14 protein-coding genes and 1 tRNA gene are annotated in these 15,891 nt (G+C 70.8%); 8 read left to right on the forward strand and 7 right to left on the reverse strand.

Annotation, left to right across the window (positions count from 1 at the left end; all coding sequences use genetic code 11):
• Positions 1 to 176 precede the first annotated feature (176 nt).
• The 3 genes from FLW16_RS35805 to FLW16_RS35815 form a co-directional block, all read right to left on the reverse strand.
• Positions 177 to 1,196, reverse strand: coding sequence for a TetR/AcrR family transcriptional regulator (locus tag FLW16_RS35805; RefSeq protein ID WP_142565158.1), 1,020 nt, complete (start codon positions 1,194 to 1,196; stop codon positions 177 to 179).
• A 247-nt stretch (positions 1,197 to 1,443) separates the two neighbouring features.
• Complete coding sequence (locus tag FLW16_RS35810; protein WP_142565038.1) at positions 1,444 to 2,382, reverse strand: acyl-CoA desaturase; 939 nt, start codon at positions 2,380 to 2,382, stop codon at positions 1,444 to 1,446.
• A 275-nt stretch (positions 2,383 to 2,657) separates the two neighbouring features.
• A complete protein-coding gene (locus FLW16_RS35815) occupies positions 2,658 to 3,623 on the reverse strand; it encodes a YafY family protein (protein WP_142565040.1) in 966 nt (321 codons plus the stop codon).
• A 52-nt stretch (positions 3,624 to 3,675) separates the two neighbouring features.
• Between FLW16_RS35815 and FLW16_RS35820 the strand changes: the two genes are divergently transcribed.
• The 4 genes from FLW16_RS35820 (at position 3,676) to FLW16_RS35835 (ending at position 7,994) form a co-directional block, all read left to right on the forward strand.
• Complete coding sequence (locus tag FLW16_RS35820; protein ID WP_142565043.1) at positions 3,676 to 4,824, forward strand: epoxide hydrolase family protein; 1,149 nt, start codon at positions 3,676 to 3,678, stop codon at positions 4,822 to 4,824.
• A gap of 207 nt (positions 4,825 to 5,031) precedes the next feature.
• Positions 5,032 to 5,102 (forward strand) — tRNA-Gln (locus FLW16_RS35825).
• 182 nt (positions 5,103 to 5,284) lie between these two features.
• On the forward strand, positions 5,285 to 6,763 hold the full coding sequence (gene glmU, locus FLW16_RS35830) for a bifunctional UDP-N-acetylglucosamine diphosphorylase/glucosamine-1-phosphate N-acetyltransferase GlmU (protein WP_142565045.1): 1,479 nt from the start codon (positions 5,285 to 5,287) through the stop codon (positions 6,761 to 6,763).
• Between the two features lie 253 nt (positions 6,764 to 7,016).
• Positions 7,017 to 7,994, forward strand: a complete 978-nt coding sequence (locus FLW16_RS35835; RefSeq protein WP_142565047.1) for a ribose-phosphate diphosphokinase — start codon at positions 7,017 to 7,019, stop codon at positions 7,992 to 7,994.
• A 55-nt stretch (positions 7,995 to 8,049) separates the two neighbouring features.
• Here the strand turns inward: FLW16_RS35835 and trpS are convergent, their stop codons facing one another.
• The 3 genes from trpS to FLW16_RS35850 form a co-directional block, all read right to left on the reverse strand.
• Positions 8,050 to 9,129: a tryptophan--tRNA ligase gene (gene trpS, locus FLW16_RS35840; RefSeq protein WP_142565049.1), complete on the reverse strand. Its 1,080-nt coding sequence runs from the start codon at positions 9,127 to 9,129 to the stop codon at positions 8,050 to 8,052.
• 245 nt (positions 9,130 to 9,374) lie between these two features.
• A complete protein-coding gene (locus FLW16_RS35845) occupies positions 9,375 to 10,646 on the reverse strand; it encodes a hypothetical protein (protein WP_221891448.1) in 1,272 nt (423 codons plus the stop codon).
• A gap of 128 nt (positions 10,647 to 10,774) precedes the next feature.
• Positions 10,775 to 11,404 (reverse strand): TetR/AcrR family transcriptional regulator, encoded by a 630-nt coding sequence (locus tag FLW16_RS35850; RefSeq protein WP_221891449.1) that lies wholly within the window; start codon positions 11,402 to 11,404, stop codon positions 10,775 to 10,777.
• 258 nt (positions 11,405 to 11,662) lie between these two features.
• Between FLW16_RS35850 and FLW16_RS35855 the strand changes: the two genes are divergently transcribed.
• Together FLW16_RS35855 and pth are read left to right on the forward strand one after the other, a co-directional pair.
• Positions 11,663 to 12,259, forward strand: a complete 597-nt coding sequence (locus FLW16_RS35855; RefSeq protein WP_142565053.1) for a 50S ribosomal protein L25/general stress protein Ctc — start codon at positions 11,663 to 11,665, stop codon at positions 12,257 to 12,259.
• Between the two features lie 81 nt (positions 12,260 to 12,340).
• Positions 12,341 to 12,952, forward strand: coding sequence for an aminoacyl-tRNA hydrolase (gene pth / locus FLW16_RS35860; protein ID WP_142565055.1), 612 nt, complete (start codon positions 12,341 to 12,343; stop codon positions 12,950 to 12,952).
• On the opposite strand, the gene FLW16_RS35865 is transcribed toward pth, so the two are convergent.
• Complete coding sequence (locus FLW16_RS35865; RefSeq protein ID WP_221891450.1) at positions 12,927 to 13,574, reverse strand: exonuclease; 648 nt, start codon at positions 13,572 to 13,574, stop codon at positions 12,927 to 12,929. The two genes, pth and FLW16_RS35865, sit on opposite strands and share 26 nt — an antisense overlap.
• A 75-nt stretch (positions 13,575 to 13,649) precedes the next feature.
• On the opposite strand from FLW16_RS35865, the gene FLW16_RS35870 reads away from it, so the two are divergent.
• Together FLW16_RS35870 and FLW16_RS35875 are read left to right on the forward strand one after the other, a co-directional pair.
• The gene (locus tag FLW16_RS35870) at positions 13,650 to 15,113 is read left to right on the forward strand and encodes a sugar transferase (RefSeq protein ID WP_260615955.1); all 1,464 of its coding nucleotides are present in this window, start codon (positions 13,650 to 13,652) and stop codon (positions 15,111 to 15,113) included.
• A 3-nt stretch (positions 15,114 to 15,116) separates the two neighbouring features.
• The gene (locus FLW16_RS35875; protein ID WP_142565057.1) at positions 15,117 to 15,890 is read left to right on the forward strand and encodes a 3'(2'),5'-bisphosphate nucleotidase CysQ; all 774 of its coding nucleotides are present in this window, start codon (positions 15,117 to 15,119) and stop codon (positions 15,888 to 15,890) included.
• Position 15,891 lies beyond the last annotated feature (1 nt).

A 15,891-nucleotide genomic window follows, 5' to 3' on the forward strand; every position in this document is an offset into this window, starting at 1 on the left:
TCGGCAGGCCGCGTTCTCCCTGATCGACGCGTCTCGCGCGTGTCGCCGGGCCGCCGCCACGAGCCGCCCCCTGCGAGCCCCTCCCGCGGGCCGCCTTTCCGCGCGTCTCCGGCCGCCGCCACGAGCGGCTACCACGCACTGCCCCGGCGAGCTCCCACGCGCCGCCGGCCGGACGGTCAGATCTCCCCGTGCTGCTGCGGCCGGTCGAATCCCTTCGCCCGCTCGCGCTGCAGGCGTTCCAGTTCCTTGGCCCGCTCGCGCTGGCGGCGTTCGAGTTCCTTGGCGCGTTCGCGCTGCTCTCGCTCCTGCGCCTTCTCCTGCTCGCGGCGGAGCTTGTCCTGCTCCTTCATCTGCCGTTCGAGCTCCTTGGCGCGTTCGCGCTGCTCCCGCTCCTGTGCCTTCTCCAGCTCGCGCTGCTGGCGTTCGAGCTGCTTGGCGCGTTCGCGCTGCTCCCGCTCGCGTACCTTCTCCTGCTCGCGGCGGAGCTTCTCCTGGTCCTTCGACTCGCGCTCGGCGGGTCTCGCCGTACGGGTCTCCGCGGCGGGGGACAGGACCAGGCCGCGTGTCGCGGCGGTGAGCGCGGGATTGGCGTCGAGGCCGGTCAGGCCGTTCCAGGACAGGTTCACCAGGTGGGCGGCGACCTCCTCGCGGCGCGGTTTGCGCACCTCGAGCCACCACTGGCCGGTGAGAGCGGTCATCCCCACGAGCATCTGGGCGTACATCGGCGCGAGCTTGGGGTCGTAGCCGCGTTCCTTGAACTCGTCCGCCAGCACGTCCTCCACCTGGCTGGCGATGTCGCTGATCAGGCTGGCGAAGGTGCCCGTGCCCGAGGCGGCGTGGGAGTCGCGGACCAGGATGCGGAAGCCCTCGCTGCTCTCCTCGATGTACTGAAGGAGGGCGAGCGCGGCCCGCTCCAGCTTGATGCGGGCGTGCGAGGCCGACAGAGCCTGGGTGACCAGGCTGAGCAGGCGCTGCATCTCCCGGTCGATGACGACGGCGTAGATGCCCTCCTTGCCGCCGAAGTGCTCGTACACCACGGGCTTGGACACCTTGGCGCTGGCCGCGATCTCCTCCACCGAGGTGCCGTCGAAGCCCTTGTCCGCGAACAGGGCGCGGCCGACCTGGATCAGCTGCTCGCGCCGCTCCGCGCCGGTCATGCGTCTTCGGGATCGGGAGGACTCGCTCACGGGTTCCATCATGGCGGGTGTGGCGGCCCGGACCCGGCTCGGGCCGGTTGCCGTCTTCAGGGGAGAAGCCGCCGGAAGCGCCGGTACGGCCACCGCGGAGGCGGGGGCCGTAAGGGTGCCGGTGCCGGCGGGCGCCGGAAGGGCGGATGTGGAGGGCGCCACCGGAGCAGAGGGCGCCGATGCGGGGGGCGTCGGTGTGAGGGACAGGGCCGCCGTGTTCCGTAGAGCGGCCCTGCCGTCAGCGCTGACTGAATCGTCAGGCAAGTCGCTTCGCCGCCAGCCGCTCCGGGGTCGGCCAACGCACGTCGTAGGCCCATCCGGCCTTCTCGAACCAGCGGATGAGGCCCGCGCTGAGGTCGATCTGGCCCTTGAGCGCACCGTGCCGGGCGCAGGTGGGGTCGGAGTGGTGCAGGTTGTGCCACGACTCACCGAACGACGGGATGGCCAGCCACCAGACGTTGCGGGACTTGTCACGCGACTCGAACACCTCCTCGCCGAACACGTGGCAGATGGAGTTGATCGACCAGGTCACGTGGTGCAGCAGCCCGATCCGCATCAGCGTGCCCCAGAAGAACGCGGTCAGCGCGCCCTGCCACGACCAGGTGATGAGGCCGCCCAGGACCGGCGGGAGCAGCAGGGAGGTGATCGCCAGCGTCGGGAACCACCGGTGCAGCTTCATGATGTCCGGGTCCTTGAGCAGGTCCGGGGCGTACTTGGCGCGGTTGACGCGCTCGACCTCGAAGAGCCAGCCCACGTGCGCGTACAGCAGGCCCTTGCACATCGACTTGAAGCCGGGGCCGAACCGCCACGGCGAGTGCGGGTCGCCCTCCTTGTCGGAGAACTTGTGGTGCTTGCGGTGGGCGGCCACCCAGTCCAGCACCGACATCTCCAGCGAGAGGCTGCCGGCGATCCCGAGGGCGATCTTCAGAGGCCGGTTGGCCTTGAACGAGCCGTGGGTGAAATAGCGGTGGAACCCGACCGTGACCCCCAAGCCGGACACGACGTAGAACACGGCGGCGATCGCGACGTCCGTCCAGCCCAGGCCCCATCCCCAGGCGAACGGCACCGCGGCGATGACCGCGAGGATCGGAAGACCGACAACGAGCGCGAAGACGACCAGATCGGCTTTGCTCTTGCCTTCCGGCTCGAACTCCGGCTTCGGCTGTGGTGAGGGACGTTCGGTCAGGACGGTCATGGGCTACCTCACGAGGTGGGGAAGAATTTCTGGCTACGCAACCGTAACCTACGCCATCGTAAGTTAGGAATCCCTAAGAGCGAATGTGTGGAAGGTGACGCTCCGGGCCACATCTGGTGGCGAATCCACGCCTTGCACCAACGGTCGGCCATCTGGTAGTGCCTCATGCTCACTTCCGGCCGCGTCGCCGATGCCGCGGCGTCGACGGCGATCTGCCCGGAATGTCCTCTTGATAACGTCCGAATTCGCCGTACTCCGAGCCATGCGTGCGCGTGTCAGGCGGGCGGGTGACGCCGGGCCGCGTCGACGAGGCGGGCGCCGAGCGCGCGGATGTGCTCGACGAGTTCGGGCGGTTCGTGCACCTCGAAGGGGACACCGAGGTGCGCGACCCACGTGGCCAGCTCGTCGAGGGAGTTCGATCCCGCCGTGAGGACGCACGCGCCGTCGCGGGCCGGCTCGACCACCGCCATCGTCGGCGGCATCCGGGCGGCGACGACGCCGGCCGGGGCGTGCACCGTGAACCGGCCGCGGTAGCGGTAGGGGTCGACGGAGATCCGCTCGGAGACGTAGCGGACGAGGTCGGCGCCGGGCGGCTCGCGGGGCGTGAAGCGTGGCCCGTTCGGGGCGTGCAGGCGCAGCCGGTCGACGCGGAACGTGCGCCAGCCGCCCCGGCCGGTGTCCCACGCCACCAGATACCAGCGGCGGCCCGAGTTCACCAGCCGGTACGGCTCGGCGGTGCGGCGATCCTCGGCGCCGTCGTGGGAACGGTAGTCGAACCGCAGGCTCTCCCGGTGGCGTACGGCCGCGGCGATCGCGGTGAGCACGGCCGGGTCCACGGCGGCGGCCCGGTCCGCCAGAGGAACCGTGACCGACCGCAGGTCGCCGACGCGGTGCCGGAGCCGGGACGGGAGGACCTGTTCGAGCTTGGCGAGGGCGCGGAGCGAGGTCTCCTGGATGCCCGTGACGCCGGAGACGGCGGCGGTGCCGAGCCCGATGGCGACGGCGACCGCCTCCTCGTCGTCGAGCAGCAGCGGCGGAAGCCCGGCGCCGGCGCCGAGCCGGTAGCCGGGCGTGCCCGCGGTGGCGTGGACGACGTAGCCGAGTTCGCGTAGCCGGTCGATGTCGCGGCGGATCGTGCGGTGCGAGACGCCGAGCCGCTCGGCCAGCTCGGCGCCCGGCCACTCCCTGGGGGTCTGCAGCAGCGACAGCAGCCGCAGCAGCCGCGCCGACGTCTCCAACACGACGGCCATCCTAGGACGGGATCTGTCCTAACTCCTTCCTATTGTCGGCGACATGAACCACGACGACAGGCGAATCACCCCGTTCCGGATCGACATCCCGCAGGCGCAGCTGGACGACCTGCACGGCCGGCTGGCGGCGACCCGCTGGCCGGACGAGCTGCACGGAGTGGGCTGGTCCTACGGCGTTCCGGTCGGCTACGCGAAGAAGCTGGCCGAGTATTGGCGCACCGGTTTCGACTGGCGTGCCGCCGAGGCGCGGCTGAACGCGCATCCGCAGTTCACGACCCGGATCGACGGGCAGGACGTCCACTTCCTGCACGTCCGCTCGCCCGAACCCGACGCGCTGCCGCTGATCGTCACGCATGGCTGGCCGGGCTCGGTCGCCGAGTTCCTGAAGGTCATCGGCCCGCTCGCCGACCCGGCGGCACACGGCGGCGACCCGTCCGACGCCTTCCACGTCGTGGCCCCGTCGATCCCCGGGTTCGGCTTCTCCGGTCCCACCACCGAGACCGGCTGGGACCTGGAGCGGGTCGCGCGCGCGTGGGCGGAGTTGATGGACCGGCTCGGCTACCGGCGATACGGCGCACAGGGCGGTGACAGCGGTTCGGTCATCTCGCCGATGCTCGGCCGCACCGCGCCTCAGAACGTCGTCGGCGTGCACGTCAACGGCGCGCTCGGGTTCCCGACCGGCGACCCGGCCGAGTTCGAGGGGCTCACCCACGCCGAGCTCGCCCGTCTCGGCCAATACCAGGACCAGGACCGGGCCGGCTACGCGATCATCCAGGCGACCCGGCCGCAGACCCTCGCGTTCGGGCTGCACGACTCGCCCGCGGCGCAGCTGGCGTGGATCGTGGAGAAGTTCAAGGAGTGGACCGACCCGCACCACGAACTGCCCGAGGACGCGGTGGACCTCGACCAGATGCTCACCGACGTGAGCATCTACTGGTTCACGGAGACCGCCGCCTCGGCCGCCCGTCTGTACAAGGAAGGGCAGAAGGGCTGGGGAGCGGTGGCCGAATACTCGGCGCTGCCGCACGGCGTCGCCGTCTTCCCCGGCGACGCCGGGGTCCGGCGGATCGCCGAGCGCGAACACAACGTCGTGCACTGGTCGGAGTTCGACCGCGGCGGCCACTTCGCCGCCATGGAGGCGCCCGACCTGCTCGTCGAGGACATCCGGGCGTTCTTCCGCCTCCTTCGATGATTCCCGGCCCGGCCGGCTCCGCGGCTTCCGTGTGTGACGGGGAACGCGGGGCCCCGGTTCCGGTGCGGGGCCGGCCGGAGCGGTCGTACGGAGCGGGCCGGGCCGAGGGCGCTGAATTTTGGGGGCGCGCGTCAGGGGGACGGCTCTGTATCCTGAGTGCGGATTCCGGCGGCTGCCGGAATCCGGCAAAACGGCACTTCGTGCCCTTCCCGGGTCGTCTAGGGGCAAGACTACAGATTTTGGTTCTGTCAACGGAGGTTCGAATCCTCCCCCGGGAGCCTGTTCATTCGGCCGTTCGAGCCCCAGGGGCGCTGGTTCCCTCCCGGGGTACGGCAGGTAAGCTCACCTTGTCGAGCGGGTGACCGTGCGGTTCCTGGGTAGTGGACGCGTGGGAAGCCGCACCCGATTTGTACAGTCACGATTCGTGTAGTAAGCCGCGACGCCGAGGGAGCCTCAGTCCGTGAGTGTGCCGCGCCCGGCAGCCGTGATCGTCCTCGCCGCCGGCGAGGGCACCCGGATGAAATCGAAAACCCCCAAGGTCCTGCACGAGGTCTGCGGCCGAGCGCTCGTCGACCACATGCTCGCCGCCGCGCGCGGCCTGTCGCCCGAGCGGCTCATCGTGGTCATCGGGCACGCGCGCGAGCAGGTCGGCGCCCATCTCGCGACGACCTCCGCGGACGCCCGCACGGTCGTCCAGGACAAGCAGAACGGCACCGGCCACGCCGTGCGCACCGCGCTCGAAGCCGAGGGCCCGATCGACGGCACCGTCCTGGTGACGTACGGCGACACGCCGCTGCTGCGCACCGAGACCCTGGCGGCCCTGCTCGAACGGCACGCCGCCGACGGCAACGCCGTCACGGTGCTGACCGCCGTCGTCCCCGACCCGACCGGCTACGGCCGGATCGTGCGTGCCGAGGACGGCGCGGTGCTGGAGATCGTCGAGGAGAAGGACGCGACCCCGGAGCAGCGTGCGATCGCCGAGATGAACTCGGGTGTGTACGCCTTCGACGGCGCGCTCCTGGCCGACGGCCTGAAGCGGATCGGCGCCGCCAACGCGCAGGGCGAGGAGTACCTGACCGACGTGCTGGCCATCCTCCGCGAGGACGGCCACCGGGTGGGCGCGCACGTGGCCGCCGACCACGCCGAGGTCGAGGGCGTCAACGACCGCGTCCAGCTCGCCTTCGTGCGGCGGGTGCTCAACGACCGCATCCTGCAGGCGCACATGCGCGCCGGGGTGACCGTCGTCGACCCGGCCAGCACCTGGGTCGACGCCGGGGTCGAGATGGAGCCCGATGCCGTGATCCACCCCGCCACCCAGCTCAAGGGCGCCACCAGGATCGGGGCGGGAGCCGAGGTCGGGCCGGGCAGCACGCTGACCGACACGGTCGTCGGCGAGGAGGCCGTCGTGCGCAACACCGTCGCCGACGGCGCGGAGATCGGTCCCGGCGCCGCGGTGGGTCCCTTCGCCTACCTGCGTCCCGGCACCGTGCTCGGCGTCAAGGGCAAGATCGGCGCGTTCGTCGAGACCAAGAACGCGCGGATCGGCGAGGGCTCCAAGGTGCCGCACCTGACGTACGTCGGCGACGCGACCATCGGGGTCGGCTCGAACATCGGCGCCGCCTGCGTCTTCGTCAACTACGACGGCGTCTCCAAGCATCACACGGTCGTGGGCGACCACGTGCGCGTGGGCAGCGACAACATGCTCGTCGCCCCGGTCACGATCGGCGACGGGGCGTACACGGCCGCCGGATCCGTGATCACGTCCGACGTGCCGCCCGGGGCGATGGCCGTCGCCCGCGGCAAACAGCGCAACGTCGAGGGCTGGGTGACGCGCCGCCGCGCCGGCACCAAGTCTGCGGAGGCGGCCCGGCGGGCGATCGAAGCCCGCGACGCGGCCGCGGCGAACGGCGGGGACCCTGCCGTTGATCAGGGCCGGTGATCAGGGCCGGCGGTTAGGACCACCTGCGGCCCGCCTCCCCGCGGGCCGTACGGGGACAGGTAAGAGTACGAGGCGCGGTCTGACCGCGTAGCGCCGAAGGGCCAGGCCAGGAGGACACCGTGACCGACCACATCGACCGGGCGAAGGGGTTTTCGGGCCCCGGGCGAGGCGAGGGAACGGCGTTACGGCCGGCCCGGCCTCAGAAATACCAGGTCCGGTACGGCGAACAGGCTCGACACGCGAGGAGCGCGGCATGAGCGGCAAGAAGACGACCGGTGAGCGGAACCTCATGTTCTTCTCCGGCCGGTCCCACCCCGAACTGGCCGACGAGGTCGCGAACGCCCTCGGCGTCGAGATCACGCCGACGGCGTTGCGTGACTTCGCCAACGGCGAGATCTACGTGCGATACCTGGAGTCCGTGCGCGGCTGCGACGCCTTCGTCATGCAGAGCCACACCGCGCCGATCAACCAGTGGATCATGGAGCAGCTGATCATGGTGGACGCCCTCAAGCGGGCCTCCGCCAAGCGGGTCACCGTGATCATGCCGTTCTACGGCTACAGCCGGCAGGACAAGAAGGGCCGCGGCCGCGAGCCGATCACCGCCAGGCTGATGGCCGACCTGTTCAAGCAGGCGGGCGCCGACCGGATGATGTCCATCGACCTGCACACCTCGCAGATCCAGGGCTTCTTCGACGGTCCTGTGGACCACCTGTTCGCGCTGCCGGTATTGATCAACTACCTACGCGGCAAGCTCGACCCGGAGACCACCACGATCGTCTCCCCCGACACCGGCCGCGTACGGCTGGCCGAGCGCTGGTCCGACAGCCTGGGCACGCCGGTGGCGTTCATCCACAAGCGGCGCGACCTCGACGTGGCCAACCAGGTGAAGGTGCACGAGGTGGTCGGCAAGGTGCGCGGCAGGACCTGCGTGCTGATCGACGACATGATCGACACGGGCGGCTCGATCTGCAAGGCGGCCGACGCGCTGTACGAGCACGGCGCGACCGACGTCATCGTGGCCGCCACGCACGCCATCTTCTCCGACCCGGCCGTGGATCGTCTGAAGAACTCCCGCATCTCCGAGGTGGTCGTGACCAACACGCTGCCCATCCCGGAGGAGAAGAGGTTCGACAGCCTCACGGTCCTGTCGATCGCCCCGCTGATCGCCCGCGCGATCACCGAGGTCTTCACCGACGGCTCCGTCACCAGCCTCTTCGAGGGCGACAGCTGAGCGGCGCGGGCCCCCGGTCTGGCCGGACGGCCGTCCGGGGGCCCGCGCGCGTCCTTCAGTAGAGGGCCTTCATCGCCTCCCGCACCTCCTTGAGGGTGTCGTCGGCGATGGCGTTGGCCCACTCGTTGCCGTCGCGAAGCACCCGGCGGACGTGGGCGCGGTCCAGGGCCAGCTCGGCGCGCCGCGCCCGGATGGGCGCGAAGTGGTCGTTGACCGCGTCGGTGACGACGGCCTTCAGCGCGGCCGCTCCCCGGCCGCCGATCTCCTCGGCCACCTCGCGTGGGTCGCGGTCCAGGCACAGCGCGGCCAGAAGGACCAGGCTGGAGACCTCGGGCCGGGCCACCGGGTCGTACGTGATGTGGCGGTCCGCGTCGGTCTTGGCGCCGCGGATCATCCGGGCGGTCTCGTCGGCGGTCGCGGCCAGGGCGATGGCGTTGCCCCGGCTCTTGCTCATCTTGCCTCCGTCGGTGCCGAGCAGCAGCGGGGCCGCGGACAGCAGAGCCTCCGGCTCGGGGAACACCGGACCGTAGCGGCTGTTGAAGCGGCGTGCGACGGTGCGGGCGACCTCCAGATGAGGCAGCTGGTCCTGCCCGACCGGGACGAGGCCGGCCTTGCAGAACAGGATGTCGGCGGCCTGGTGGACCGGATAGGTGAACATCAGCCCGCTGACCGCCGACTGACTCGAGTGGGCGATCTCGTCCTTGACCGTGGGGTTGCGGCCCAGCTCGGAGACCGAGACCAGGCTGAGGAACGGCAGCAGCAGCTGGTTCAGCGCGGGGACCGCGCTGTGCGTGAAGACGGTGGCCCGGTCCGGGTCGATGCCCACGGCCAGGTAGTCGAGCACCAGGTCCTCCACGTGCTCCGCGAGCCGGTCGGCGACGTCGCGGTCGGTCAGGACCTGGTAGTCCGCGATCAGCACCATCATGTCCACGCCCAGGTCCTGGAGGCGGACGCGGTTGTGCAGGGTGCCGAAATAGTGCCCCAGATGCAGCCGGCCGGTCGGGCGGTCCCCGGTCAGCGCCCGGAACCGCCCGGGCCGCTCATGGATCTGTCTCTCCAGCTCGGCGCTGCGGCGCCGGGCGGCCGGTACGCCGAGCTCGTCGTCGTCCGCAGTGGTGTCGAGGATCGTGGTCATGTGGTTCTCCCTTGGCAGGTGGTCCGCCGTTCCGACGGCGACCCCTCGTCCAGGGAGCACGAAAAAGGGCCGTCCATCCGAACGGCCCGGTCGTACGCGTGTGTAATGGCCGCTCCTATGTGGAGCGCCACCAGCCCTGACACAACGTACGAATCACGCGGCCAGTGTAACGGCCACCGGACCGCCGCGGGAGACGTCGACCATGCGAGCGGCGCGCACGGTGTTCGGGGATCGTGAGGGAGTCCTTACGGCTCGGTCAGTGGGATGACCCGGCGGAACTTGCCGCCGGGTTCCTGCTGTGGCGGTTCGCCGGCGCGTTCGAGGGTGATGTCGGCGACGCTGTGCTCGGTGAGCAGGCGGGTGATCTCACCGCGTACGGACTGCCATACCGGGTCGGCGTCGGCGCCGTCTGTGGGCCGCAGGCGCACGCGCAGGGTGCTGGGCGCGGTCTGGACGAGTTGGAACTGCCCGATGCCGGAGAGGCGGTCCAGCAAGGTACCGAAGAGCATTGGTGACATGGTGACGGGCTCGCCGTGGGCGGTGGGAAACCTGAGCAGGTCGGCGGCGCGGCCCTGCACCTTGACGGCGGGGAACACGCTGCCGCACGGGCACGGGTCGGGCCGCAGCAGGACGCTGTCGCCCAGGTCGTAGCGCAGGAACGGCTGGACCCGGTTGGCGAGGTTGCTGAGCAGGACCGTGTGCGACAGTTCGCCTGGCGGAGTCGGCCGGTGGTCGGCGTCGACGGGCTCCAGAACGGCCCAGTCACTGTTGACGTGATACCAGCCGTGTGCGCAGCCGACGGAGAGGAAGCCGCACTCGGTGGCGGCGTACGCGGCGCGGACCTTGGCGCCGAACACGGCGGCGAGCCGCCTTCTGAGGTCCATGGTCAACGTCTCGCCGCCCGGGATGACCAATGCGGGGCGGATACGCAGGCGGCCGGCTTCCTGCTCACCGGCCAGTACCGTCAGCATGCCGAGGAAGCCGCTGAGGACGGCGGGGTTGAACCGGTTGAGCTCGTCGACAAGTTCCGGCACCGGCCGGCGGATGGAGAAGACCCGCATCCTGCGGCCGAGCCGCGGGTGGTCCAGCTGGAACCGGGCCGTTCCAGCCACGGTGTAGAAGTGACCGCCGGGTGCGGTGGCGATGGCCGTCCGGCCGCCGCGGGCGAGTATGCGGATCGCGTCGCCGGCGCCCACCATGCCGGCGGCCCGCGACCCGAGGGCGGTTTCCATGCTCGTGCTCCGCTCGTCCAGTAGGAAGAGGCCGCGCACGCCGCTGGTACCGGAGGTGGTGGCCACGAGGTACCTGTTCAGGAACCGGTGTCCCACGAGGCCGGGGTCCGCCACGAAGGTCTCCACCTTCTCCAGGGTCACCTCACGGTCGGTGACCCAGTCGTCGAACCGGGCCATCAGCTTCTTTTTGTCGGTGACCGGGAGCAAGGCCGGGTCGTCGACCCGCTCCGGCAGTTCCCGATACAGCTCCCGGTAGTACGGCGAGTTCGCGCGTGCGTAAGCCACCAGATCGGCCAGGCGGGCACGCTGTCTTCGGGCGATTCCTTCGGGCGCTTCCCGCACTGCCCGCCGCGCGTCGCGGGCGAGCTGTCGGCGACTTTCCCTCATGCTGCTCAGATCCTTCCCCGGTCTCGTTACTGCCCGTCGAATCGTTGTGGTGCCGAGAGCAGGCCGTACGTGGCGACGTCGAGGGCGTGTGCGGCGGCCTCCCACAACTGGTCCTGCGACCGGCCGAGCTGCGCGCTCGTCACACTGGCCTGCTGGATGGCGCCGAGCACGGCTCCGGTCATCGCCGCCGCGGTGACCGGATCCAGCGCGCCCGGGAACGCCTTCAACAACTCGGCCGCGATCCGCTGCTGCATGTCCAGCAGGAGATGCAGCCCCTTGGCCTGCAGCGTCGGCGTCGTCAGGGCCAGCCGGGCCGCCGCCGACAGCTCTGCGGGCTCCCTGCGGGGAACGTTGGGCCGGCGGTGGGTGGCGTACTCCTGCACCGCCCTCCGCAACACCTGACCGGGGCTTTCCTCGGGCCGGCGGCCCGCGATCGCGGCGAGCAGTACGTCGAGCTCCAGGTCGAGCTCGTTGAACAGCACCTCAGCCTTGGTGCGGAAGTAGTTGAAGAACGTCTTGGTATCGACATCCGCCGCCTCGGCGATCTCCGCCACCGTGGTCTCGTCGTACCCCTGCTGCTCGAACAGCCGGATCGCCGCCGAGATGATCCGCTGCCTGGTCAGCCGCTTCTTCCGTGCACGTCGCGACTCCTCCACGGCAAAAACCTACATGATGGGGAAACTTCCATTCAATGGAGAAATTTGGTGACGTTCGTGACCGATGGCGGACTGGCCGCCTCCGGTGACGACCAGCGGATGTAAGCGCCCCGCCGGGCGACGCCGGGAAGCGCTCGTGGCATGCCTCCGGCAGGAGGCACGGTAGGGTGGTGGGGTTGCGCTCGTAACGCCTTCCGCTAGGGCGGGTGAGGGGGAGCGCGTCAATCCGCCGACCGAGTCATCCCTAGGAGATGTGCCGTGTCCGAAGTACGTATCGCCGCCGAGCTTCGCAACGAGTTCGGCAAGGGCGCCGCCCGCAAGATCCGCCGGGCGAACAAGGTCCCCGCCGTCCTCTACGGCCACGGCACCGACCCCAAGCACCTGACCCTCCCCGGCCACGAACTGCTGCTCGCGCTGCGCACGCCCAACGTGCTCATCCGCCTGCACGGCGAGGGCGTGGACGAGATCGCGCTGCCCAAGGGCGTCCAGCGCGACCCGATCAAGGGCTTCCTTGAGCACGTCGACCTGCTGCTGGTCAAGCGTGGCGAGAAGGTCACCGTCGAGATCCCGGTCACCGTCGCCGGCGACCCGATCGGCAGCGCCATCGTCGAGCAGCAGCTCGTCACGATCTCGGTCGAGACCGAGGCGACCCACATCCCGACCGGCGTCGAGGTGGACGTGGACGGCAAGGACGCCGGCTTCGCGGTGCACGCGAGCGACCTGAAGCTGCCGAACGGCACGACGCTCGCCGGCGACCCCGAGGCGCTGGTGCTGCAGGTGATCGGCGCCCCGGTCGCCGAGCTGCCCGAGGAGGGCGAGGCCGCCGAGGGCGAGAGCGCCGAGGCCGCCGAGTAGGACCTGTTCGTGAGAGAGTCCTCCACAGGGTGTCCTGTGGAGGACTCTTCCATGTGGGGAAAGACAGCGGAGGAGACAGCGATGTCCGACACGTCCGCGCAGCGGTGGCTGGTGGCGGGCTTGGGCAACCCCGGTCCGGAGTACGCCGGTAACCGGCACAACGTGGGCTTCATGGTGCTCGACGAGCTGGCGGCCCGGGTGGGCGGGCGGTTCAAGGCGCACAGGTCGCGGGCCGAGGTGGTCGAGGGCCGCCTGGCCGCGCTCCCGGTCGTGCTGGCCAAGCCGCTGTCGTTCATGAACCTGTCGGGCGGCCCGGTCAAGGCGCTGGCCGACTTCTACAAGGTCACCCCCGACCGGGTGATCGTGGTCCACGACGAGCTGGACATCCCGTACGGCGCGCTGCGCGCGAAGACGGGCGGCGGGGACAACGGCCACAACGGCCTGAAGTCGATCACGAAGTCGCTCGGCACGCGCGACTACCCGCGGATCAGGTTCGGCATCGGCCGCCCGCCGGGCCGCATGGACCCGGCGACGTTCGTGCTGCGCGACTTCGCCACGGCCGAGCGCAAGGACCTGCCGTTCCTCGTGGACCGGGCGGCCGACATGGTGGAGTCGCTGATGACCGCCGGTCTGGAGGCGACGCAGAACCGCTTCCACGCCGCCGACCTCAATCCGGCGAAGCCTCCCCGCTGAGATCCGGCGAGGCCGCGCCGCCGACGCCGCTCGCATCGCGCTCGCGGGCGGCGCCCGGCCACAGCATGAGGTTCTGCAACAGCTCCGCCTGCTCGATGGCGTCGTCGAGCGCGTTGTGGGTGTGCGGGCGCCGCGCCCGCACCTCGCGCGGCATCTGGCGCTTGGTCGCCCAGGCCACCGGCACCACGGCCTTGGCGGCGTACAGCGTCTTGATGTCGATGCACCGGGAGTGGCCGAAGGGCGACTGTCCGGTGAAGCGGAGGAAGTACCAGTACATCCACATCCAGTCGTACGACAGCGGGAAGGCCGCGAGCACCGGCAGGTCGTCGCCGCACACCTCGCGCACCCAGGCCGCCGCCTCCGTCATCGCCTCGGCCGGGTCGCGTCCCTCACGCAGCAGCGTCGCCCGGTCGAGGCCGCTCACCGCCAGCGCCTCCGCCACCCAGTCGTCGCTGATCGGCCGTAACTCCGCGTAGAACGTCAGGGACTCCGGGTCGGTCCGCTCGAACCGCCGCCCGGTCATGCGGCCGGCCACGGTCATGCCGAAGCTGACCATCGAGTACGGCCCCGGAATCGGGCCGTCCGCCTCGACATCAACCGATATGTACGTTTCGGCTTTCAACGAATCTCCCTGAGACTCCGGGGTGAGGCCGCTAGCATTTCATCACCGTCGGTATTGACAGGATTACGGGGGGCGATGGTGCTGGACGGTGACACGTCCTCGGTCGCCGTCGGCACGTCCCGGGACTCGCCCGCCCATCCGATGCCGCGGCCTCCCGAGTGGGCCGTCCGATATCGGCTCACCGCGGCCGTCTGCGACATCGTGGGCGCCCTTCTCGCGGGGGTCACCGCCGTGGTGATCCGGTTCGGCGAGGTTACTCCGTACGTGATGCCCTATGTGATCGCGAGCGCCGCGCTGCCCGCCGTCTGGGCGGTGATCCTGGTTCTGAGCCGGGCGTACGAGCCGCGCTTGATCGGCGTGGGGGCCGAGGAGTTCCGCCGGGTCGCGCGGGGCGGCTTCACGTTGATCGCCGGTGTCGCGATCGCGGCGTACGCGTCGAAGACCGAGATCGCCCGCGGCTACGTGCTGATCGCGCTGCCGCTCGCCACCGTGCTCACCCTCGGGGCGAGGTACGGCCTGCGGCGGCGGCTGCACCGCAGGCGCGCCAGGGGCGAGGGCTGCATGCGCAGGGTCGTGGTGGTGGGCCACCGGGCGGCGATCGCCGAGCTGGTCGGCACCTTCCGTAGGGAGCGCTACCACGGGATGGAGGTGGTGGCCGCGTGCGTGCCCGCCGGCGCCGCCGGCCGGGTCGCGGACGTGCCGGTGCTGGGCGACTTCACCGACGTGCCGCTGGTGGTCGAGCAGGTCCGGGCGGACACGGTGGCGGTGCTCGCCTGCCCCGAGCTCGACGGCACGGCGCTGCGCAGGCTGGCCTGGCGGCTGGAGCGGACGCGCACCGACCTCGTGGTGGCGCCCGCGCTGATGGAGGTGGCCGGCCCGCGGATCGCGATCCGTCCCGTCGCCGGGCTCCCGCTGCTGCATGTGGAGCATCCCGAGCTGGCGGGAGGGCGCCGGCTGGTCAAGGGCGTGTTCGACCGGCTGGTCGCCGCCGCCGCGCTGGTCGTGCTCGCCCCGCTGCTGGCCGTCGTCGCCGTGGCCGTGCGGGCGACAGGCCCGGGGCCCGTCCTGTTCCGTCAGCGGCGGGTCGGCAGGGACGGCGTGGAGTTCACGATCCTGAAGTTCCGCACGATGCGGCGGGACGCGGAGGCCCGCAAGATCGAGCTGGTCAGCGACGTCGACGGCGTGCTGTTCAAGGTGCGCAGGGATCCGCGGGTGACTCCGCTCGGCGCCGCGCTACGGCGTTACTCGCTCGACGAGCTGCCGCAGCTCATCAACGTGCTGCGGGGTGACATGTCGCTCGTCGGGCCGCGCCCGCCGCTGCCCGAGGAGGTCGCGAGGTATGGCGACGACGTGCGCCGCAGGCTCGTGGTCCGGCCCGGGCTGACCGGGCTCTGGCAGGTTAACGGCCGGTCTGACCTCTCCTGGGAGGAATCGGTACGGTTGGACCTGCGTTATGTCGAGAACTGGTCTCTCATGCTGGATCTGCAGATCTTATGGAAGACGTGGTCTGCGGTCGCACGCGGGGCGGGAGCGTACTGAGAAATGACGATGCGGGACGACCATTCCCTCGCCGGTGAGCTGGCGACGGAGGCGGGGGAGCGGCTCCTGGAGCTGCGCGCCCGTCTCGGGTTCGAGGACGGCCGGGCGCTGAAGGACGCCGGGGACCGTGCGTCCCACGAGTTCCTCATGGACGCCCTGAGGCGGCTGCGGCCGGACGACGCCGTGCTGTCGGAGGAGGCGACCCGCGAGGAGCGGATGGACCCCCGGCGGCTGTCGGCCGAGCGCGTCTGGATCGTCGACCCCCTCGACGGCACCCGTGAGTTCTCCGAGCAGGGACGCGCCGACTGGGCCGTCCACGTGGCCCTGTGGGAACGCGGCGCCCTCACCGCCGGAGCGGTCGCCCTGCCCGCCCAGGGGCGCACGCTGACGACGACGGCGCCGCCCGAGCTGCCGGAGAAGGTGCGCGAGCCGTTCCGCATCGCGGTCAGCCGCACCCGTCCGCCCGAGTTCGTCCGTGAGCTGGCCGCCCGCCACGGCGGGGAACTCGTCCCCATCGGCTCGGCCGGTGCCAAGATCGCCGCGGTCCTCACCGGAGAGGTCGAGGCGTACGTGCACGCCGGGGGCCAGTACGAGTGGGACTCGGCCGCGCCGGTCGCGGTGGCGGTCGCGGCGGGGGCCCACGCGAGCAGGATCGACGGCTCACCCCTGACCTACAACCAGGGGGACCCCTGGCTGCCGGATATCCTGGTCTCCCTACCGGATCTGGCGCCAACGTTGCTCGCCGGAATCCGTGACCTGCATCGCCAGACTCCGTAAA

The organism is Microbispora sp. KK1-11 (assembly GCF_006874435.1).
Classification (GTDB): Bacteria; Actinomycetota; Actinomycetes; order Streptosporangiales; family Streptosporangiaceae; genus Microbispora; species Microbispora catharanthi.

Coding starts and splice junctions, on each gene's coding strand:
- FLW16_RS35805 (WP_142565158.1), bottom strand. CDS start 1,196: ATGGAACCCGTGAGCGAGTCCTCCCGATCCCGAAGACGCATGACCGGC.
- FLW16_RS35810 (WP_142565038.1), bottom strand. CDS start 2,382: ATGACCGTCCTGACCGAACGTCCCTCACCACAGCCGAAGCCGGAGTTC.
- FLW16_RS35820 (WP_142565043.1), top strand. CDS start 3,676: ATGAACCACGACGACAGGCGAATCACCCCGTTCCGGATCGACATCCCG.
- FLW16_RS35835 (WP_142565047.1), top strand. CDS start 7,017: ATGAGCGGCAAGAAGACGACCGGTGAGCGGAACCTCATGTTCTTCTCC.
- trpS (WP_142565049.1), bottom strand. CDS start 9,129: ATGACCACGATCCTCGACACCACTGCGGACGACGACGAGCTCGGCGTA.
- pth (WP_142565055.1), top strand. CDS start 12,341: ATGTCCGACACGTCCGCGCAGCGGTGGCTGGTGGCGGGCTTGGGCAAC.
- FLW16_RS35870 (WP_260615955.1), top strand. CDS start 13,650: ATGGTGCTGGACGGTGACACGTCCTCGGTCGCCGTCGGCACGTCCCGG.
- FLW16_RS35875 (WP_142565057.1), top strand. CDS start 15,117: ATGACGATGCGGGACGACCATTCCCTCGCCGGTGAGCTGGCGACGGAG.